Raw genomic sequence first — 17279 nt, forward strand, 5'->3', positions numbered from 1 at the left:
ATTTTATAACTTTGGGAAATGAAAATATTCCCAAGGGAGTAAATATGACAATTAACATAGAGTTACCAAAGTTATATAATACTCCAACAAATTTACCTGTTCATGTAATTAGAGGAAAGAAATCTGGACCTTGTGTTTTTGTAAGTGCAGCAGTACATGGTGATGAATTAAATGGTATTGAGATTATTAGAAGATTACGCAAATTGACAATCTTAAAAAAACTAAAAGGAACTCTTATATTAGTTCCAATTGTAAATGTATATGGAACTATGACATTATCTAGATATATGCCAGATAGAAGAGATTTAAATCGTAGTTTTCCTGGTTCAAATAGAGGTTCACTTGCAAGTAGGGTAGCTAATATTTTTTTTAATGAGGTTGTTAGTATTTGTGATTATGGAATCGATTTGCATACTGCTTCTATTCATAAATCAAATTTACCACAAATTAGAACAAATATAAAAGATGAATTTACTTATAAATTAGCAAAATCATTTGAAGCTCCTGTTGTTTTACATTCTGAGTTAAGAGATGGTTCTTTAAGACAAACTGCCCAAGAACAAGGAATACCAATTTTACTTTATGAAGCAGGTGAAGCACTTAGATTTGATGAAACTTGTATAAGAATAGGGGTTAAAGGCATTATTAATGTATTAAGAGAGCTTGATATGCTCCCTATTATAAAAAGAAAAGCCAAAAAACTGCCAATTGTTACAAGAAGTAGTCAATGGATAAGAGCAGGTGAGAGTGGAGTTTTAAGAACTATAAAAGCTTTAGGTGATATTGTAAAAAAAGATGAGCTTATTGCTTTTGTTGATGAACCTTTTGGTTATGAATCATTTGAAATAAAATCAATCTTTGATGGTATTATTATAGGTAAATCTGAAATTCCACTTGTCCAAGAAGGCGATGCGATTTTTCATATTGCGAAGTTTAAAAACCTTGAAATAGCAGAAACAAAAATAGAATATTTTAATGAAGAAATCATTGAACATAGCGAGTTCAATGAATTGAATGATGAAGAGATTATAGAATAAAATAAGAGAAAAAATTCTCTTATTTAAATAGCGTTGAACCTACTCTAATCATATTTGAGCCACATTTAATTGCAAGTTTAAAATCGCTACTCATTCCCATAGAACAATATTTTGCTCCAAGTGGTTTTAATTCATCAAAGATTACTTTTGTAGTTTTAAAACTAGATTCAATAATATCTTCATCTTCTACATGTGCTCCGATGCTCATTACACCTTTTAATTTTATATTTGGGCAAGTTTCTTGTATTTGTTTGTATATAACAATCGCATCTTCTGGCATTACTCCAGCTTTACTATCTTCTTTTGCAGAGTTTATTTGAAGAAGACAATTCATTGTTTTTTCTTTTGCTTCAAGTTTTTTGTTTAATTCTTCTGCTAATTCTAATGAATCCAAACTTTGCATTAAAGTTGGTTTTAAATCTATTAAATTATTTATTTTATTTTTTTGAAGTCTTCCTACAAAGTGCCATTCAATTGGTAAATCTTCCAAATCAGACATTTTTTGTTTTAGGTCTTGAACTTTGTTTTCGCCATATGCTCTTTGACCAGCTTCATAAAGTGCTTGAACATCTTCACTTGTATTATATTTACTAATACCAATGATTTTTACAATATGATGCCCTGAAACTTGAAGTCTTGCATCTTCAACATCTGCAATAATTCTATCTAAATTATCAATTGCTTTTTGCATTTGCATTGTTTTAACCTTTTAAAATTATTCTATTAATATCGTTATAAATTCCAAGTAACATAAGTGAAGCTAAAATTACCCAACCTACAATTGTCAAATACATAAATACTTTGTCACTTGGTTTTCTTTTTGTAATTATTTCATAGATATTGAACATAATATGTCCTCCATCTAATGCTGGAATTGGAAGTAAATTTAATACTCCTAAATTCACTGAAACAAGTGCACTAATCGCAAGTAGGGCAATAAAACTAGATTGACTTGCATCTGAAATTACTTTTCCAATAGTAATTACTCCACCAATTTCACTACTTGGAATAATACCTTGAATTAATTTTTGAACACCTAAAAATATCATTTTTGAAGATTCTACTGTTTTATCATAAGCGTATGATATTGCTTCTAATGGTGAGTATTTTATTGTGATTGCTTTTGGTGCAGGTGCAATTCCAATCATTCTTTTTTTGATTTTTTCTCTAAATAAATTCTCAGAATCACTAATTTCTGGTTTTATGACAAATGTTTGGATTTTATTATCTCTTTGTACAAAAAACTTCAATGCACCTTTTGTTTGAGTTATTGTATTTCCAATATCTTTCCAAGTTCTAATTTTTACATCATTGATTCTTATAATTTTATCATTTGCTTTTAATCCAGCTTCTTGTGCTGGAGAATCTTTTATAATTTGTCCAATTGTTGGAGATAATGAAGTTGCCCCAAGAATAGCAATTGCAAAATATAAAATTGCTGCTAAGACAAAGTTTGCAAAGGGTCCTGCAAATAAAATTATAATTCTTTGCCAAGGCTTTTTATTATTGTAAGAATCATTCCCTTCTTCTTGAAGGCCAGGTTTTGTATCATCTTGACCTTTCATCTTCACATATCCTCCAAGAGGAATAAGTGCAAATTGCCATTCAGTACCTCTATAATATTTTGAAAAAAGTTTTTTCCCAAATCCTATAGAAAACACATGAACTTTAACACCAAAAAAACGTGCTGCCAAGAAATGTCCCAATTCATGTATAAATACTAAAATTGATAAAACAATTAAAAAAGAAATAGTACCCAATATAAACTCCAATTAATCTTTATAATAATCTCTTAAATACTCATAACCAGAGTAAAGTGTAAGTAACACTGCAAGCCATAAAAGTTGTGTAGCATATGGCCAATTCATAATTAAAAAACCAATTGCAAGCATTTGAACAACTGTTTTTATTTTACCTGCCATTGTAGAGGCTACATTTCTTCCTTCATCTGCTGCTACAACTCTAAGTCCAGTGATAAAAAATTCCCTTGAAAGTATTAAAAATACAGCCCAAGCTGAAGCTCTATCTATCATCATAAGACCTAAAAATCCTGCAAGCATAAGCATTTTATCTGCTAATGGATCAAGTATTGCTCCTAGTTTTGTCATCTGATTCCAACTTCTTGCAATATAACCATCGAAAAAGTCAGTAACTGATGCAATTACAAAAATAAGTCCTGCAAAATAATCAAGCCAAGATGTATGTATAGAAGCAAAAAGTGCATTATCTCTATCTACTAAAAACCATAGCATTAGTGGAGCTAATGCTATTCTAAAAAGTGCTAATATATTTGGTAAATTTAACATATATTATTTAAACGTAGTCCCACCGTCTACGATAAGAGTATGACCTGTTACCCAAGATGATTCTTGAGTACATAGGAAATAACAAGCACTTGCTAAATCTGTTGGTTGTCCCATTCTATTTAAAGGAGATAATTCTGCAGTTTTATCTCTAACTTCTTCATAATTTGTAAATGCTTTTAAAGCATCTGTATCAATTGGTCCTCCACTTACTGCATTTACTCTAATTCCCATATCTCCAAGTTCAGTAGCAGCATATCTAACCATTGCTTCAACAGCAGCTTTGTTTGTACCATGACCAGAATAGTTTTCAATATATACTCTGTTTCCTGTACTACTTAAACTAATAATTGCTCCACCACCATTTTTTTGCATTCTTTTTGCAGCTTGCTGTGATCCACAAACAAATGCATTTACTGTTGCAGTATAGATATTATTTAATCCTCTTGGTTTAAGTTTCATAAATTTACCATATCCACCAACAACTGCTCTACCATAAATCATTGCATTTGAAATAAAAAAATCAACTCTATCAAAATCTTTATCAATCTCTTCAAATAAATCTTTATAATATTCAGGTTCTAAGATATTAAAAGCATAATATTTACATTTTACACCAAATTTTGATTCAATATCTTCTGCTATATCTTTAGCTACTTGTTCATTTGAATTATATGTAAATGCAATATTTACACCTTCTTGTGCAAATCTATACACACAAGCTTTACCAATTCCTTTTGTTCCACCTGAAATAACTAATGTCTTTCCACTCATGAACTCATTCATTATTTTATAACCTCATATTTTTTTATTACTTCTTCTAATACTTTCATTGTCTCTGCACTTGGGGGCGTTAAAGGCAATCTATACTCTAAAGTATCAATTAGTCCAGCAATATACATTGCAGCTTTAATTGGTACAGGATTACTCTCTAAAAACAGTGCTTTATTAATTGCATATAGTTCATCATTTATTTTTTTAGCTTCATCAAACTCTTTATCAAATACACTATGAACTAATTTACTTTTATAATTTGGTAATAAATTTGCAGTAACTGAAATAATACCTTTTCCACCATTTGCTAACATAGGATAATCAATTGCATCATCTCCTGATATTACACAAAAGTCTGGTCTTTTTGAACTTAATTCAATTGCTCTTTCTAATGATGCAGTTGCTTCTTTAATTGCAAAAATATTTGAAACATCATCAAAAAGTCTAATTGCAGTATCTGCTTCAATATCAACACCAGTTCTACCTGGTACATTGTATAACATAAAAGGAATTTCAACTGAACTTGCAATTGTTTTATAGTGTTGATATAATCCTTCTTGTGTAGGTTTATTATAATATGGAGCTACAGATAAAAGGCCATCTGCACCAACTTTTTGCGCATGTTTTGCAATACCAACTGCTTCGTGTGTTGCATTTGAACCTGCACCTGCTAATACCTTTACACCAGTATTTTTACATGTAGCCACTGCTATTTCAATACATAATCTATGTTCTTCATGTGATAATGTTGCACTCTCTCCAGTAGTTCCAACAGGAACAACAACATCCATACCTTGTTCTATTTGTCTTTTTATTAGTGACTCATATTTTTCAGTGTCTACTTTTCCATTTTTAAATGGTGTAATAAGTGCAGTCATAGCACCAATGATATTCTCCATAAATCTTTCCTTTTTTTAATTGCGTATATAGTGTAATTATTATTTTTGTTTTTTTAATATAACTGTAGTTGAATTATCCTTTGTAAGATACTTCTTTGCTACATTTATAATATCTTCTTTTTTCAACTTATCTAAGTCACTTTCATACTCAAATAAGGGTTTTATATTTCCCCTAACGAAATAACTTCCTAAGATTGAAGCTACAGAAGTTGAGCTTTCAAGTGAAAAGATAAAATCAGCTTTTGTATTTATTTTTATTTTTTCAATATCTTTTTTAGAAACATCACCATCTTTTACTTGTTTGATGATTTTTAATATCTCTTTTTCAACATCTTTGGCACTTACACCTTCATTGCAAACTGCTGAAAATAGAAATAATCCTGGGTCTTTTAGCTCAATATTATAAGCAGATACTGCATTTACAAGTTTTTTCTTATCCACAAGATCTTTTTGTAAGAGTGAACTTTTACCAGAACTAAGAAGTTCACTAAGTGCACTTAAAGCAACTTGATCTTTATCTTCATAGTTTGGAATATGATATGCAATTGAAATCATTTCTACTTGAGTGTCTCTTTTTATTATAACTCTTTTTGCACCATCTTGTTTTGGTTCAACTGTGTAAGATTGTCTAACGATATTTTTCTTATTTTCGATATTTTTAAAATATTTTTCTGTTTGAGTAAATACTTCATCTTTATTTATATCCCCTGCAACTACTACTACTGCATTTTTTGGTTGATAAAATGTACTATGAAAATCTCTTATATCTTTAATTGACCAGTTTTTTATATCACTCATAAAACCAATTGGAGTCCAATGATATGGATGATAAACATATGCATTGTTAAATAGTCTAAATTGCATATATCCCATTGGATTATTATCTGTTCTCCATCTTCTTTCTTCTGCTACAACATCTCTTTCTGGTTGAAACTCTTCATCTTTTAAAGTAAGATTTTGCATTAATTCTGCGAATAATTCAAGAGATTTTGGCATATTTTTAGAACTTGATTTTATATAATAATGAGTGTAGTCAAAACTTGTACTTGCATTATTTACTCCACCAAAGCCCTTTACAATTTCATCAAATTCACCAGCTTTTAAATTCTTAGTAGATTTAAAGTTTAAGTGTTCAAGCATATGAGCAATACCACTTTTGCCCATTTTTTCATCTTTACTACCTACGTTATAAAAAATATCTGTAGATATAACATTTGAATCGTTGTGCATTGGAATAGCTACAATTTGTAATCCATTTTCCAAAGTCTTTGTATAATATTTTGGTAGACTGCTACTACTCATTAGTTCCCCCGCAAAAATAGTGAAAAATAAAAGATATAAAATAGAATTATTTAATCTTTTTATAGTATTTATTAAAAACATTTTTTCACCTTTAGTTTTTTAGATCAGCTCCGATAGCTTCACTTATATGGTTATAACCATCTTTTTTCATTAATTCAATTATACCTTCATTGATATTTTTAACCATTGAAGGTCCTTCAAAAATCATACCTGTGTATGACTGTACTAAACTAGCACCTGCTTTAATTCTTCTATACGCTTCTTGGGCATTACTTATCCCACCTACAGAAATAAGCACTGTTTTACCATATAATTCTTTAGCAACTTCTTTAAATAATTGGTAAGATTTTTCAGTTAAAACTTCACCACTTAATCCTCCAAAATCTTTACATCCTGGAATTAAGTCATAATCAATTGTTGTATTTGTTGCAATAATTCCAGATGCACCTGCCTCGACAGCTGTTTTACATAAATTGATTGCTGTTTGTGCATTCATATCTGGAGCAATCTTTAATAATATAGGTTTATTTGTCATCTCTTTTGCCATTTGAAAAAGTGAAGTAATAAACTCTTCATTTTGTAAATCTCTAAGATTTGGAGTATTTGGACTTGAAATATTTATTGCTAAATAATCTGCTGTATCTTTGAATTTTTTGATAAGCATTTTATAATCACTTAAAGCATACTCTTTTGGAGTAGTTTTATTTTTACCTATATTCACACCAATTGGTAAAACATTTGGATAGACTTTATTTAAATTTTTCCATACAGTATGTGCTCCACTATTATTAAATCCCATTGCATTTTGAACTGAGTTTCTATATGGATATCTAAACATTCTTGGTTTTGGATTTCCATCTTGTGGTCTTGGCGTCATTGTCCCAATTTCTGTATATCCAAATCCTAATGCAGGCATTGCTTTGACCATAGTAGAATTTTTATCAAAACCAGCTGCTAATCCAACCGGGTTTGAAAATTTTACACCAAATATCTCTTGAACTAGTTTCTCATCATTAACAAAATTTCTTTTTGCTAAATAGTTGTTAAGTATAGTAACACTAGGAAGTACTCTTAATGCAAATTCAGCAAGATTGTGAGCACTCTCTGGATTGAGTAAAAATAGTATTTTCTTTAGATTTTTATAGTTAAACAATATATTGCCTTTTGATAAATTTTATTATTTTATCCAAAATATATTAAAAATATGTTTTAACAATCCTATTTAAGAATAGGTTGTTAAATATTTGCTAAATTGTGAAGTCTTTTATATTCATCACAATTTTTCTTAAGATCTTTTTCATTTCCTAAACACACAATTTTACCTTTTTTAAATACAGCAATATTTGTTGCATGTTTTACTGTACTTAATCTATGTGCAATAATAAAAGTAATTTTATCTTTACTTATTTCATCAATTACTTCTGAAATAATTGATTCACTCTCATTATCAAGTGCTGATGTTGCTTCATCTAAGATAAGAATTTGTGGATTTTTATATAAAGCTCTAGCAATTGCTATTCTTTGTCTTTGTCCTCCACTTAAGTTTGTTCCAAACTCATCTAGTTTTGTATATATACCTTCTTCCATACTTTGAACAAAATCATAAGCATGTGCTTGTTTTAATGCTTTGATGATTTTTTCTTCATCAATAGGTTGTCCATATGCAATATTTTCACAGATTGTATCATTGAAAATATATACTCTTTGAGTTACTATTGAAACACTATTTCTTAATGATTCGATATTTATATCTTTGATATTGTCATCATTAAAAGTGATTGTACCTTCATCTGTCTCATAAAATCTAATAATTAAATTTACAAGTGAAGATTTTCCTCCACCACTATCTCCAACTAAGGCAAGTGTTTCGCCTTTTTTAACATTTAAAGAAATATCTTTTAAAGCAGGAATCTCATCATAATTTAATGATACATTTTTAAATGAAATTTTATTTATCTCTTCATCTATAAATAAATGTCCAGATGGAATTGAACTTTTTACACTTAATAATGAGTTGATTCTATCATTTGCAGCAAGTGCAGATTGCATTTTATTATATATTGAAGATATTTTTTTGATAGGAGTATAAAGCATAAATAGTGCAGTCATAAAAGAGAAAAACTCTCCAACTGTTAATACTCCATTTATTACTTTTGTACCACCAAGAACAATTACAATAGCAATTGCTAATGCACCTAGAGTTTCCATAACAGGAGAAACTAATTCATTTGTTTTAACTGATTTAATAGATATATTAAAAAAAGTTTTATTGTGTTTTTTAAATTTGTTAGTTTCTAGTTTTTCTGTTGAATTGGCTTTTATTATTTCTATATTGTTGAAAACTTCACTTAAATGTGTTGTAATATCAGAGATACTCTCTTGTGAAGCATATGATAATTTTTTCATTTTTTTAGCAAGTTTTGATAAAGGAAAAATTGCAAGAGGCATTATTACAAGACCATAAAATGCAAGTTCAGGACTTTGGTAGATAGTTACAAATATTAAAGCAAATACAGTCAAACCTTCTTTTGAAAATTCTGCAATTTGACTTGATACAGCTGATTGGATTTTATTAATATCATTGGTTATTCTTGATATTAATTCTCCACCATTTTTCTTCTGGAAAAAATCCATATCTAAAGTTAATGTATGTCTTAACAAATTATCCCTAACTTTTCTAATAATATCTTGTCCAATATATGAAATATAATAAGACTGAATATATTTCCCAAATCCTTTTGCAAAATATAATGCTATTACAAGTGCTGGGATAGTATAAAGCATTGTTAAGTTTTTTGCTATAAAAATTTCATCAAGTAAAGGTTTTACAACATATGCAGAACCTGCTGTTCCACCTGCTGCTAGTGCCATACCAATGAATGCATAGAAAAATTTTAATTTATAATCTTTATAATATGGTACGTACTGTTTAAAAAATTCTTTCATAAAAATCCTATTTTAAAGTTTCAAAACGCAAATTATACCAAAGATTAGTTTTTAAAAAGATTGAAGAACTTAATTAATCCAAATTCTTTAATTGTTAAATAAAATAGTATAAATCCACTAAGTGTGCTTGCAAGGGCAAGTCCTGCTGCTTTATAAGGTACAATAAGTATCAAAGAAAATATAATGTTAAATGCTAATGCTTTCATTGAAATTTTAGCTGCAATAAATTGTTTTTCATGTGAATATAACCATAATGAAAAAATTTTTGCTATACCAAAAGGAATAAGACCTATTAAATACATTGTTAAAATTAAAGCAGTATTTTGAGTATCAACTGAATTAAATGCACCTCTTTCAAATAGAACATAGATAATAAAATTATTAAAAACAATTCCTATTAAAGTTGCAATAAAAAGTAAAAAAAATAAAATAACAGTTGATTTTTTTAATAAATATAATGCTCTTTGTTCATCTTTATTTTTTATAGCTTTTGCAACCATTGGAAATAAAGCAGTTGAAGTTGCTATTGCAAAAAGTGCCAAAGGAAGTTGAAAAACTCTATTTGCATAATATAAATATGAAATAGAACCTGTAACTAAAAATGAAGCAAGCCATGTATCTAAAAAAGCAGATATATGAGCAGTTGAACTACCAATTGTCGCACCTATGAAACTTTTATAAAATCTATTTTCCTCTTTTTTTTCATGTTTTTTGAACGTGAAAACTTTTAAAAGATTTTTCTTTTTTATTGCAATTAGGTGAACAATAACTTGAAAAATTCCACCAATAAGAACTCCATATGATAGATAAAATGTTATTTCATATTTATCTAAATTTTTAGAAATTAATAGTGCAGCTATTAAAGATAAATTTAAAAGTGCAGTAGAAAATGCAGTTGTAGCAAAATGATTTTTATATTGCAAAAGTGCTGCCATAAACGTAACAATAAATATAAGAGGTAGATAATAAAAGTTAATAGATACAAGTGGAGCTGCTAAATTTATTGTTTTTTCATCAAAACCTAATGCAATTGCTTTTGTTATTAATCCTGAAAATAGGGTAACAAATAAAGATAATACTATTAAAAAACCAATAAGTTGTAAAAAAATAATTGAAGAGAATCTAATTTTATATTTTGCTTTTGCATATGCAGGAATAAATGCTTGAGTAAAAGCTCCTTCTGCAAAAATTCGTCTAAATAAATTAGGTAATTTAAAAGCTACAAAAAATATATCACTATAAATATTTGCACCTAATATTGATGCTGTTAGTAGGTCTCTTATAAAACCTAAAATTCTTGAAAATAAAATGCCACTACTGTTTGTAAAAATTGATTTAATTAACATTTTGATATATTATCCAATTATTGCTTTAGAGGTTCAATAATTTTTTAGTATAATAATAAAATTTTTTTTAAGGATAATAAATTTTGAGTTATGAAGATATTTTTATTTTGGGATGGTTAGCAAATATTTTTATGTTTTTTATTAATATTTTAGTAATAGTTATGGTTATAAAAAATAATGATTCAGAAAGTTTAAAAGAACAAAGTCTGGCAATAGAAAGTTTAAAAAAAGAGTTTGATAAGTACTACCCTTATCATAAGCAGTTGACTCTTTTAGCATACTTCTTACCATTTACTGGATTTTTTAGAGTAGGGTTTAGAATTTTTGAAATGTTTATGTTTTTATCAAAAAATAAAGGAGCTAATGTATATCATTTTATTGAATATAAATATACAAATGATATACAAAGAGCAAAAAACTCTTAATTTAAAATTTTAAAGTCATTTTTACTATAAATAACAATTTGTGGTACTTGTTTAAAATAGCCAATATGACCTTTTTTTATTAAAAGTTTAGTTTCATTTTTTGGAATTAAACTTTTATTTTTAAAATATACTTTTATTTTTTTGTTTTTGTAATATAAATTTTTATTTTTGTATGTAAAAATTAAATCTTTTATCACTTCATTTTGTAAAGACAAATCTTTGAAATTTATATATTTTTTGATATATAAATTTTCAACATTATTGATTTTTTTGCCTTGAGTCAAAATCATAAATTTATCAATCTCTTTTAATCCATAAAACTCTTTTATTGATGATATTTCTATATTATAAGAGTGATTTAGTTTTAAATCTTTTGCATTATATACAAATATTGCTCTATTATTTTTTTGTTTAATGATTGCAATATTTTTATTTTTATAAATCACAATAGCATTTTTTAATATAACGGGATTATTTATTTGTCCTATTTTATATAGATCTTTTATATTTGAAAGATTTTGTTCTTTTTGTTCAGCTTTTTTAGTTGTAAATGTAGCAAAAATAGGTAAATGGTCTGAAAAACCATTTTGTTTTTTCATATTCCATCTATTTATTTTTCTATTTTTTATCAAGTATTTTGGCTTGAAAACATTAAAACTATTATAAACATATGATATATTTTTATTATCAAATAAACTTGCTGGAATAATCATATTATCAGGTGTTGAATTATTTGATTTAAATATATAAGAGTATCTATCTTGATATGGTAAATCTAACCATAAGTTATAATGAGAATACTGTTTATTTTTAATAGTACCTTTTGATACAAAACTATTATTTACAGTTGTATTTAATATATCATTAATACCTGTTATATGCATAGTATCGTTAAGTTTTTTATTTGTGTAAAGTGTTTGCTTTTCATTATAATTTGAATTTAAATCACCTAAGATAATATAATCCATATCAGAGTCAAGTTCTTTTACTCTTTTTAATAATTCAAATGCATATTTTACTCTATATCTTTCTTTAGATCTTTTTGATGGCCAGTGATTATTAAATATTTTGAATTTAGCTGCATGTAAAATAAAAGTTGTTTCAAGAATTGGTCTAAATATTTTATTTGGGAATCTTACATTAATTTGTTTGTTATTTAATATTTTTATTTTACTTAATATGGCAACTCCCACACTACTATTTTTATATTTTATAAATTTATAGTATTTATATTCTGGAAGCTTTTTTTTTAAATTATCAATTACTTCTTCTGATTCAATCTCTTGCAGTGCAATAATATCTGCATTTAAATCATTTATTACTTTTACAACATTTTTAAGTTTTGTTTCGTAAGCTTTTTTATTCCAGTGTGAGCGATTGGGAATAAACTCTTTATATTCAGTTTTATCATAATTTAAATCAAAAAAATTTTCTACATTATAAGAGGCTATTTTAAACTCTTTAGAAAATAAAAAAGTAGATATAAAAATTAAAAGTATTATTGTTTTTTTCATTTAGGTTTCTATTATAAAAGTAAAGTAAAGAAAAATCTTTACTTTACTATTTTTTTGTATTTTGTCTTGAGAAGTATTCTTGAGGGTGTTTACATACTGGACAGGCTTTAGGTGGTTTTTTACCTCTATGAACGTGACCACAAACTTCACAAATCCACTCTTCATCTCCATCATCACTTTCAAACTCTTTTCCACTTTCAAGTCTTTCTAAAAGCGATTTATACATATTTTCATGTTCTATTTCAACTTTTCCAATTAGTTCTAACATTTTAGAAATTTTATTATGACCTTCTTCTTTAGCAATTTTTGCAAAATCAGGATACATAGTTTCATTTTCATAACTTTCTCCTGCAATTGCATCATTAAGGTTTTCAATTGTATTTCCTAGTTCTTTACCTGTTAAAAGTTCATTACATGATCTTAATTCTAAATTGGCATGTTTTTTTTCATTATTTGCTGCTCTTTGAAAATGTTCTGCAATATCTCTGTAGCCTTCTTTTTGAGCAACTTTTGCATAATACTCATATTTATTTCTTGCCATTGATTCTCCAGCAAATGCTTTCATTAGATTTACAACTGTTAAATCTTCTGTAATCATTTCCATTTTTTCTCCACAGCAGTGAAGTTCTCCTCCACCAACTGTTTGAACTTCTACTTTATTACCACATTTATTACATTTATATGATTCATATTGTCTCATTTTATATTCCTATTTATTTATTTGATGAAATACATCTATTAAAGATTATATTTCAACTAAACTTAAAATTTAATCTTTATAATACAGATAATTTTTTTCTTTTAATAATTATAATTAGTAGAAACTTAAAGGAAAATTATTTTCCATTGATACTTTTTGATACTTAGGAAAGTTTTTATTATATTTTAATAAAATTATAATGACTGTAAATATAAGTAATTAAAAAGTGATATATAGTGTATTTCACAGAGAGAAAGGCAGATTAATATGATGAACTGTACAACTTTATTAAAAGAGTATAATTTAAAAGTGACACCGCAAAGAGTTGCTATAGTTGAAGAGTTATATAAAAATGGTCATATGAATATTGATGATTTATATAAAAAGCTTCTATCTAAGTTTCCATCTATTTCTCTTGCTACAATTTATAAAAATGTTAATGCAATGATCGAAAAAGTATTTTTAAATGAAGTAAAAATACCAAATTCGAAATCAGTTTATGAATTAGTAAAAGAAGAGCATTCTCATTTAGTTTGTTCATCTTGTGGCAAAATAGAGGATATTGATTTATCAATTGGTTCTTTAGTAGAAGAAGCGACTGCTTCAAAAAACTATAAAATTCAAGAAGCAAGTGTAGTATTTACTGGACTTTGTCCAACTTGTTCAAATAAATAGTTTAACTTTATTAAGTTAAACTATTTTGTATTACTAATCCTAAAACTACCAACAAAGCAATTCCAGCAGATTTATTATAAAGTTTATTTGCAGTTATAAGCACTAACATAAGTGAAACTACAAATGCAGCCGCTATATCAAAAAAGTTTGCACTCAAATCAACTTTTAAATCATTTATAATAGAACTTAATCCTAAAACCATTGTAAAGTTAGCAACATTTGAACCAATAATATTACCAATTGCTAAATCTGCATTATTTTTCATAGCTGATTTTATTGAGATTACTAGTTCTGGTAAACTTGTACCAAATGCAATTAAAAATAATCCAATTACCCATTCACTAACACCAAAGTCTCTAGCAATATTTGTAGCACTATCAATAGCAAAATCTGCACCAACAATTACAAATATAAAGCCAAGTGCTAATAATAATGCAGTTTTTCCCCAAGCAAATTTCTCTTTTTCCAAATCTTCATCAATTTGATCAACTTGATTAGAATTAATTAAAAAAATGATGTATCCTAACATTAAAAACAAGAATAAAACACCATCTACGGCATTTAATTTCCCATCAATTGACATTAATATAAATACTAATATAGGGAATAAAGACCAAGCTGAATCTTTTGCAAATAGATCTCTTTGTGGGGATATTTTTTTGGCAATTAAAAATACACTTCCCAAGACTAGTGAAATATTAAAAATAGTACTTCCAATAACATTTGCAACTGCGATATCTCCACTTCCTTTCACTGAAGCAGATATAGAAACCGCCATTTCTGGTAGACTTGTACCAACGGCAACTAGTGTTGCTCCAATTACGAAGTGAGAGATATTATAATATAAAGCGATTCTTTCACTTTGTTGTATTATAAAATCTGCACCGTATATTAATGCACCCATTGATATTATAAAAATTATAAAATCCATTTTTAAGAGTTCCTTATTATTAGACTATCTGGTAAGTTATATTTTGTAATTAATTCTTCTTCTTTTTGTCTATGTTGTCCCTCATCAATTTCATGGTCATATCCAAGTAAATGTAATAATCCATGAATAAAAAGTAGAGTAAATTCATTTTGTATTGAGTGATTATACTCTGTTGCTTTGTCTTCTACAAAGTTTTTTGAAATTACAATGGAACCTAGTGGCATTTGGGGCATATCAAACTCTAATGGAAAACTAAGTACATCAGTTGCCTTATCAATATTTCTATGTTGTTTATTTAGTTCTTTTATTTGTTCATTATCAGTAATAATTAGTTCAATATCTTTAGTAGTTAAACTATTTGAAATTTCTTCAAGTAAAGTTATATCAATATTTAAATCTACTTGATCATCCAATTCAATCATATAATCCCCATCTATATTTTTTGTGCAATAATACCTAAATAACTTTAATCTTATTTTAGAATAATTCTATCATTTTTGGAACTTCTTCAACTGGATAAATTTTAAGATCCAATTTAATATTTGGTTTTTGAGCACATATTACTTTTTTTATACCTTGTGCTTGTGCTTCTTTTAATCTCATATCAAGAGAATAAACATCTTTAATCTCTCCTGTTAATGAAACTTCTCCAATAAATGCTGATTCTTTTGATAGTGGTCTATCTCTAAATGAACTTATAATACTAGCAATAACTGCTAAATCAGCGGAACTTTCTTTTATTCTAATACCACCACTTATATTTATAAATACATCGTAATTGTTTAAAGGTAAATCTATTTTCTTCTCAAGTAATGCAAGTAACATATTTAATCTATTTACATCAAATCCTGTAGCACTTCTTTTAGGATTTGGATACGTACTTTCAGAAACTAAAGCTTGAACTTCTAATATTAAAGCACGACTTCCTTCCATTGCTACTGTTAATGCTGAACCACTTTGCGGTTTTGATTTATCAAAAAACTTAGATGCTATATCTTTAGCACTAACTAAACCTTCATTTGTCATCTCAAAGATACCAATTTCAGAAGTTGAACCAAATCTATTTTTAAAGCCTCTTAACATTCTTATTTCTTTACTTGCTTCACCTTCAAAGTATAAAACAGTATCAACCATATGTTCTAAAACTCTTGGACCTGCAATACTTCCATCTTTTGTTATATGTCCAATTATAAACATAGCAATTTCACTATCTTTTGCTTTTCTCATCAATTCAAAAGTTATTTCTCTTACTTGTGAAACAGAACCTGGAGCTGAAGTTAAATTTGATGAATAAATAGTCTGAATAGAATCAATAATACAAACTTCATACTCTTGTCTTAATAGTTCATCCATTACTTCTTCAAGTTTAATTTCACTTAACAAATATAAATTATCATTGTTTGATTCTAATCTATTAGCTCTTAGTTTTATTTGTCCAGCACTCTCTTCTCCTGATACATATAAAACTTTTTTACCAGATTTAGCAATACTTCCTGCAACTTTAAGTAGTAGTGTTGATTTACCAACTCCTGGACTTCCTCCTATTAAAGTAAGACTTCCTGGAACTATTCCACCACCTAAAACTAAATCAAATTCATCATTATTAGATGAAAATCTAGAAACATCATCTTGCTTAATTTGTGTAATAGGAGTTGCTTTTGAAGTAGAACTACTTACTTTTGCTGTTTGTTTTATTATCTCTTGTTGTTCTTGATTTAGTTCTATGAAGCTATCCCATCCTCCACAATTTGGACATTTTCCTAGCCATTTTGTAGATTGCTCACCACAGTGTTGGCACTCAAATAGAGTTCTTTTTTTCTTTGCCATCTATTCTCCTAATGTAGTAATGAATTTTATAGAAAAGTAATTTAATTCTTTTTGTGATTTTATCGAATATTGTAAATATTTTTAAAAAATATTTCATATTGCCATAAATCAGATAATAAATAGCAAATTAAAACATTTTTATGTTAAAGTAATAGATAAATTTAAATGGAAAAGAAATGAAAAAAATAAAAATAATTGTACTTTTCGTTGTGCTATTTGTAAGTTATGGGTTAGTTCACTCATCATCAAATGATATACAAATAGATAAAAATCTATTAAAAAAATATATTCTTAAGATATCATTACCTGATGTTTTTCCAAAACATTTAGAGATTATAACTCCTGATCATCAAACTTATGTATTACAAGATGATACTCAAGGTGTTGAGTTATATCCACAAAAAGAGTTTGAAAAATTACGTGAAATTACTCTTGATATGAATACTTTAGTAGGAACTACATGGAAAGATTCAAAGAAAATAAAAGAAAAAATATTTACTGAATCTGGTAACTATACTATATATTTTGCTGATGAATTAGAAACAGAAATAGATAATAGTTTCTCTTTAAAAAAAGTTATATATTATGAAAAGAGATAGT

At 27.2% G+C, this 17279-nt stretch carries 18 protein-coding genes; 4 read left to right on the forward strand and 14 right to left on the reverse strand.

Annotated features, from left to right (window positions below; all coding sequences use genetic code 11):
• Nucleotides 1-44 precede the first annotated feature (44 nt).
• Nucleotides 45-1037 (forward strand): succinylglutamate desuccinylase/aspartoacylase family protein, encoded by a 993-nt coding sequence (locus tag CRU93_RS04480; protein ID WP_258238827.1) that lies wholly within the window; start codon nt 45-47, stop codon nt 1035-1037.
• Between the two features lie 19 nt (nt 1038-1056).
• Here the strand turns inward: CRU93_RS04480 and CRU93_RS04485 are convergent, their stop codons facing one another.
• The 9 genes from CRU93_RS04485 to murJ form a co-directional block, all read right to left on the reverse strand.
• The gene (locus CRU93_RS04485) at nt 1057-1734 is read right to left on the reverse strand and encodes a YggS family pyridoxal phosphate-dependent enzyme (protein ID WP_129102992.1); all 678 of its coding nucleotides are present in this window, start codon (nt 1732-1734) and stop codon (nt 1057-1059) included.
• Nucleotides 1735-1738: 4 nt separating this feature from the next.
• On the reverse strand, nt 1739-2797 hold the full coding sequence (gene rseP, locus CRU93_RS04490; RefSeq protein ID WP_129102993.1) for an RIP metalloprotease RseP: 1059 nt from the start codon (nt 2795-2797) through the stop codon (nt 1739-1741).
• 12 nt (nt 2798-2809) lie between these two features.
• Nucleotides 2810-3343: a CDP-diacylglycerol--glycerol-3-phosphate 3-phosphatidyltransferase gene (gene pgsA / locus CRU93_RS04495; protein ID WP_129102994.1), complete on the reverse strand. Its 534-nt coding sequence runs from the start codon at nt 3341-3343 to the stop codon at nt 2810-2812.
• A gap of 3 nt (nt 3344-3346) precedes the next feature.
• Nucleotides 3347-4126 carry an enoyl-ACP reductase gene (locus tag CRU93_RS04500; protein WP_129102995.1) on the reverse strand — a complete coding sequence of 260 codons (780 nt, stop codon included), beginning with the start codon at nt 4124-4126 and terminating at the stop codon, nt 3347-3349.
• The gene (dapA, locus tag CRU93_RS04505; RefSeq protein WP_129102996.1) at nt 4126-5013 is read right to left on the reverse strand and encodes a 4-hydroxy-tetrahydrodipicolinate synthase; all 888 of its coding nucleotides are present in this window, start codon (nt 5011-5013) and stop codon (nt 4126-4128) included. Before dapA ends, CRU93_RS04500 begins: the two co-directional genes overlap by 1 nt.
• A 39-nt stretch (nt 5014-5052) precedes the next feature.
• Nucleotides 5053-6396, reverse strand: a complete 1344-nt coding sequence (locus tag CRU93_RS04510; protein ID WP_129102997.1) for a pitrilysin family protein — start codon at nt 6394-6396, stop codon at nt 5053-5055.
• 10 nt (nt 6397-6406) lie between these two features.
• Nucleotides 6407-7468 carry a quinone-dependent dihydroorotate dehydrogenase gene (locus tag CRU93_RS04515; protein WP_129102998.1) on the reverse strand — a complete coding sequence of 354 codons (1062 nt, stop codon included), beginning with the start codon at nt 7466-7468 and terminating at the stop codon, nt 6407-6409.
• 83 nt (nt 7469-7551) lie between these two features.
• On the reverse strand, nt 7552-9261 hold the full coding sequence (locus CRU93_RS04520; protein WP_129102999.1) for an ABC transporter ATP-binding protein: 1710 nt from the start codon (nt 9259-9261) through the stop codon (nt 7552-7554).
• Between the two features lie 44 nt (nt 9262-9305).
• Nucleotides 9306-10607, reverse strand: coding sequence for a murein biosynthesis integral membrane protein MurJ (gene murJ / locus CRU93_RS04525; RefSeq protein ID WP_129103000.1), 1302 nt, complete (start codon nt 10605-10607; stop codon nt 9306-9308).
• Nucleotides 10608-10690: 83 nt separating this feature from the next.
• Here murJ and CRU93_RS04530 point away from each other — a divergent pair, with 83 nt between their 5' ends.
• Complete coding sequence (locus CRU93_RS04530; protein WP_129103001.1) at nt 10691-11032, forward strand: hypothetical protein; 342 nt, start codon at nt 10691-10693, stop codon at nt 11030-11032.
• Here the strand turns inward: CRU93_RS04530 and CRU93_RS04535 are convergent.
• Together CRU93_RS04535 and CRU93_RS04540 are read right to left on the reverse strand one after the other, a co-directional pair.
• Nucleotides 11029-12546 carry an endonuclease/exonuclease/phosphatase family protein gene (locus CRU93_RS04535; RefSeq protein WP_164967616.1) on the reverse strand — a complete coding sequence of 506 codons (1518 nt, stop codon included), beginning with the start codon at nt 12544-12546 and terminating at the stop codon, nt 11029-11031. The two genes, CRU93_RS04530 and CRU93_RS04535, sit on opposite strands and share 4 nt — an antisense overlap.
• Nucleotides 12547-12592: 46 nt before the next feature.
• Nucleotides 12593-13246 carry a ferritin family protein gene (locus CRU93_RS04540; protein ID WP_129103002.1) on the reverse strand — a complete coding sequence of 218 codons (654 nt, stop codon included), beginning with the start codon at nt 13244-13246 and terminating at the stop codon, nt 12593-12595.
• A 267-nt stretch (nt 13247-13513) separates the two neighbouring features.
• Here CRU93_RS04540 and CRU93_RS04545 point away from each other — a divergent pair, with 267 nt between their 5' ends.
• Complete coding sequence (locus tag CRU93_RS04545; RefSeq protein WP_129103003.1) at nt 13514-13921, forward strand: Fur family transcriptional regulator; 408 nt, start codon at nt 13514-13516, stop codon at nt 13919-13921.
• Between the two features lie 10 nt (nt 13922-13931).
• Here CRU93_RS04545 and CRU93_RS04550 read toward each other — a convergent pair whose 3' ends face one another.
• The 3 genes from CRU93_RS04550 to radA are packed head-to-tail and all read right to left on the reverse strand — an operon-like array spanning nt 13932 to nt 16679.
• Nucleotides 13932-14852, reverse strand: coding sequence for a calcium/sodium antiporter (locus tag CRU93_RS04550; RefSeq protein ID WP_129103004.1), 921 nt, complete (start codon nt 14850-14852; stop codon nt 13932-13934).
• Between the two features lie 2 nt (nt 14853-14854).
• A complete protein-coding gene (gene ybeY / locus CRU93_RS04555; protein WP_129103005.1) occupies nt 14855-15274 on the reverse strand; it encodes an rRNA maturation RNase YbeY in 420 nt (139 codons plus the stop codon).
• 55 nt (nt 15275-15329) lie between these two features.
• Entirely contained in the window at nt 15330-16679 is a 1350-nt protein-coding gene (gene radA / locus CRU93_RS04560) for a DNA repair protein RadA (RefSeq protein WP_129103006.1), read from the reverse strand.
• Between the two features lie 176 nt (nt 16680-16855).
• On the opposite strand from radA, the gene CRU93_RS04565 reads away from it, so the two are divergent.
• On the forward strand, nt 16856-17278 hold the full coding sequence (locus CRU93_RS04565; RefSeq protein WP_129103007.1) for a hypothetical protein: 423 nt from the start codon (nt 16856-16858) through the stop codon (nt 17276-17278).
• Nucleotide 17279 lies beyond the last annotated feature (1 nt).

Origin of the sequence: Arcobacter sp. CECT 8985 (genome assembly GCF_004116495.1) — a bacterium.
Taxonomy (GTDB): Bacteria; Campylobacterota; Campylobacteria; order Campylobacterales; family Arcobacteraceae; genus Malaciobacter.

Coding starts and splice junctions, on each gene's coding strand:
- CRU93_RS04500 (WP_129102995.1), bottom strand. CDS start 4,126: ATGAATGAGTTCATGAGTGGAAAGACATTAGTTATTTCAGGTGGAACA.
- CRU93_RS04520 (WP_129102999.1), bottom strand. CDS start 9,261: ATGAAAGAATTTTTTAAACAGTACGTACCATATTATAAAGATTATAAA.
- murJ (WP_129103000.1), bottom strand. CDS start 10,607: ATGTTAATTAAATCAATTTTTACAAACAGTAGTGGCATTTTATTTTCA.
- ybeY (WP_129103005.1), bottom strand. CDS start 15,274: ATGATTGAATTGGATGATCAAGTAGATTTAAATATTGATATAACTTTA.
- CRU93_RS04550 (WP_129103004.1), bottom strand. CDS start 14,852: ATGGATTTTATAATTTTTATAATATCAATGGGTGCATTAATATACGGT.
- pgsA (WP_129102994.1), bottom strand. CDS start 3,343: ATGTTAAATTTACCAAATATATTAGCACTTTTTAGAATAGCATTAGCT.
- radA (WP_129103006.1), bottom strand. CDS start 16,679: ATGGCAAAGAAAAAAAGAACTCTATTTGAGTGCCAACACTGTGGTGAG.
- CRU93_RS04545 (WP_129103003.1), top strand. CDS start 13,514: ATGATGAACTGTACAACTTTATTAAAAGAGTATAATTTAAAAGTGACA.
- dapA (WP_129102996.1), bottom strand. CDS start 5,013: ATGGAGAATATCATTGGTGCTATGACTGCACTTATTACACCATTTAAA.
- CRU93_RS04485 (WP_129102992.1), bottom strand. CDS start 1,734: ATGCAAATGCAAAAAGCAATTGATAATTTAGATAGAATTATTGCAGAT.
- CRU93_RS04535 (WP_164967616.1), bottom strand. CDS start 12,546: ATGAAAAAAACAATAATACTTTTAATTTTTATATCTACTTTTTTATTT.
- CRU93_RS04565 (WP_129103007.1), top strand. CDS start 16,856: ATGAAAAAAATAAAAATAATTGTACTTTTCGTTGTGCTATTTGTAAGT.
- CRU93_RS04480 (WP_258238827.1), top strand. CDS start 45: ATGACAATTAACATAGAGTTACCAAAGTTATATAATACTCCAACAAAT.
- CRU93_RS04540 (WP_129103002.1), bottom strand. CDS start 13,246: ATGAGACAATATGAATCATATAAATGTAATAAATGTGGTAATAAAGTA.
- CRU93_RS04510 (WP_129102997.1), bottom strand. CDS start 6,396: ATGTTTTTAATAAATACTATAAAAAGATTAAATAATTCTATTTTATAT.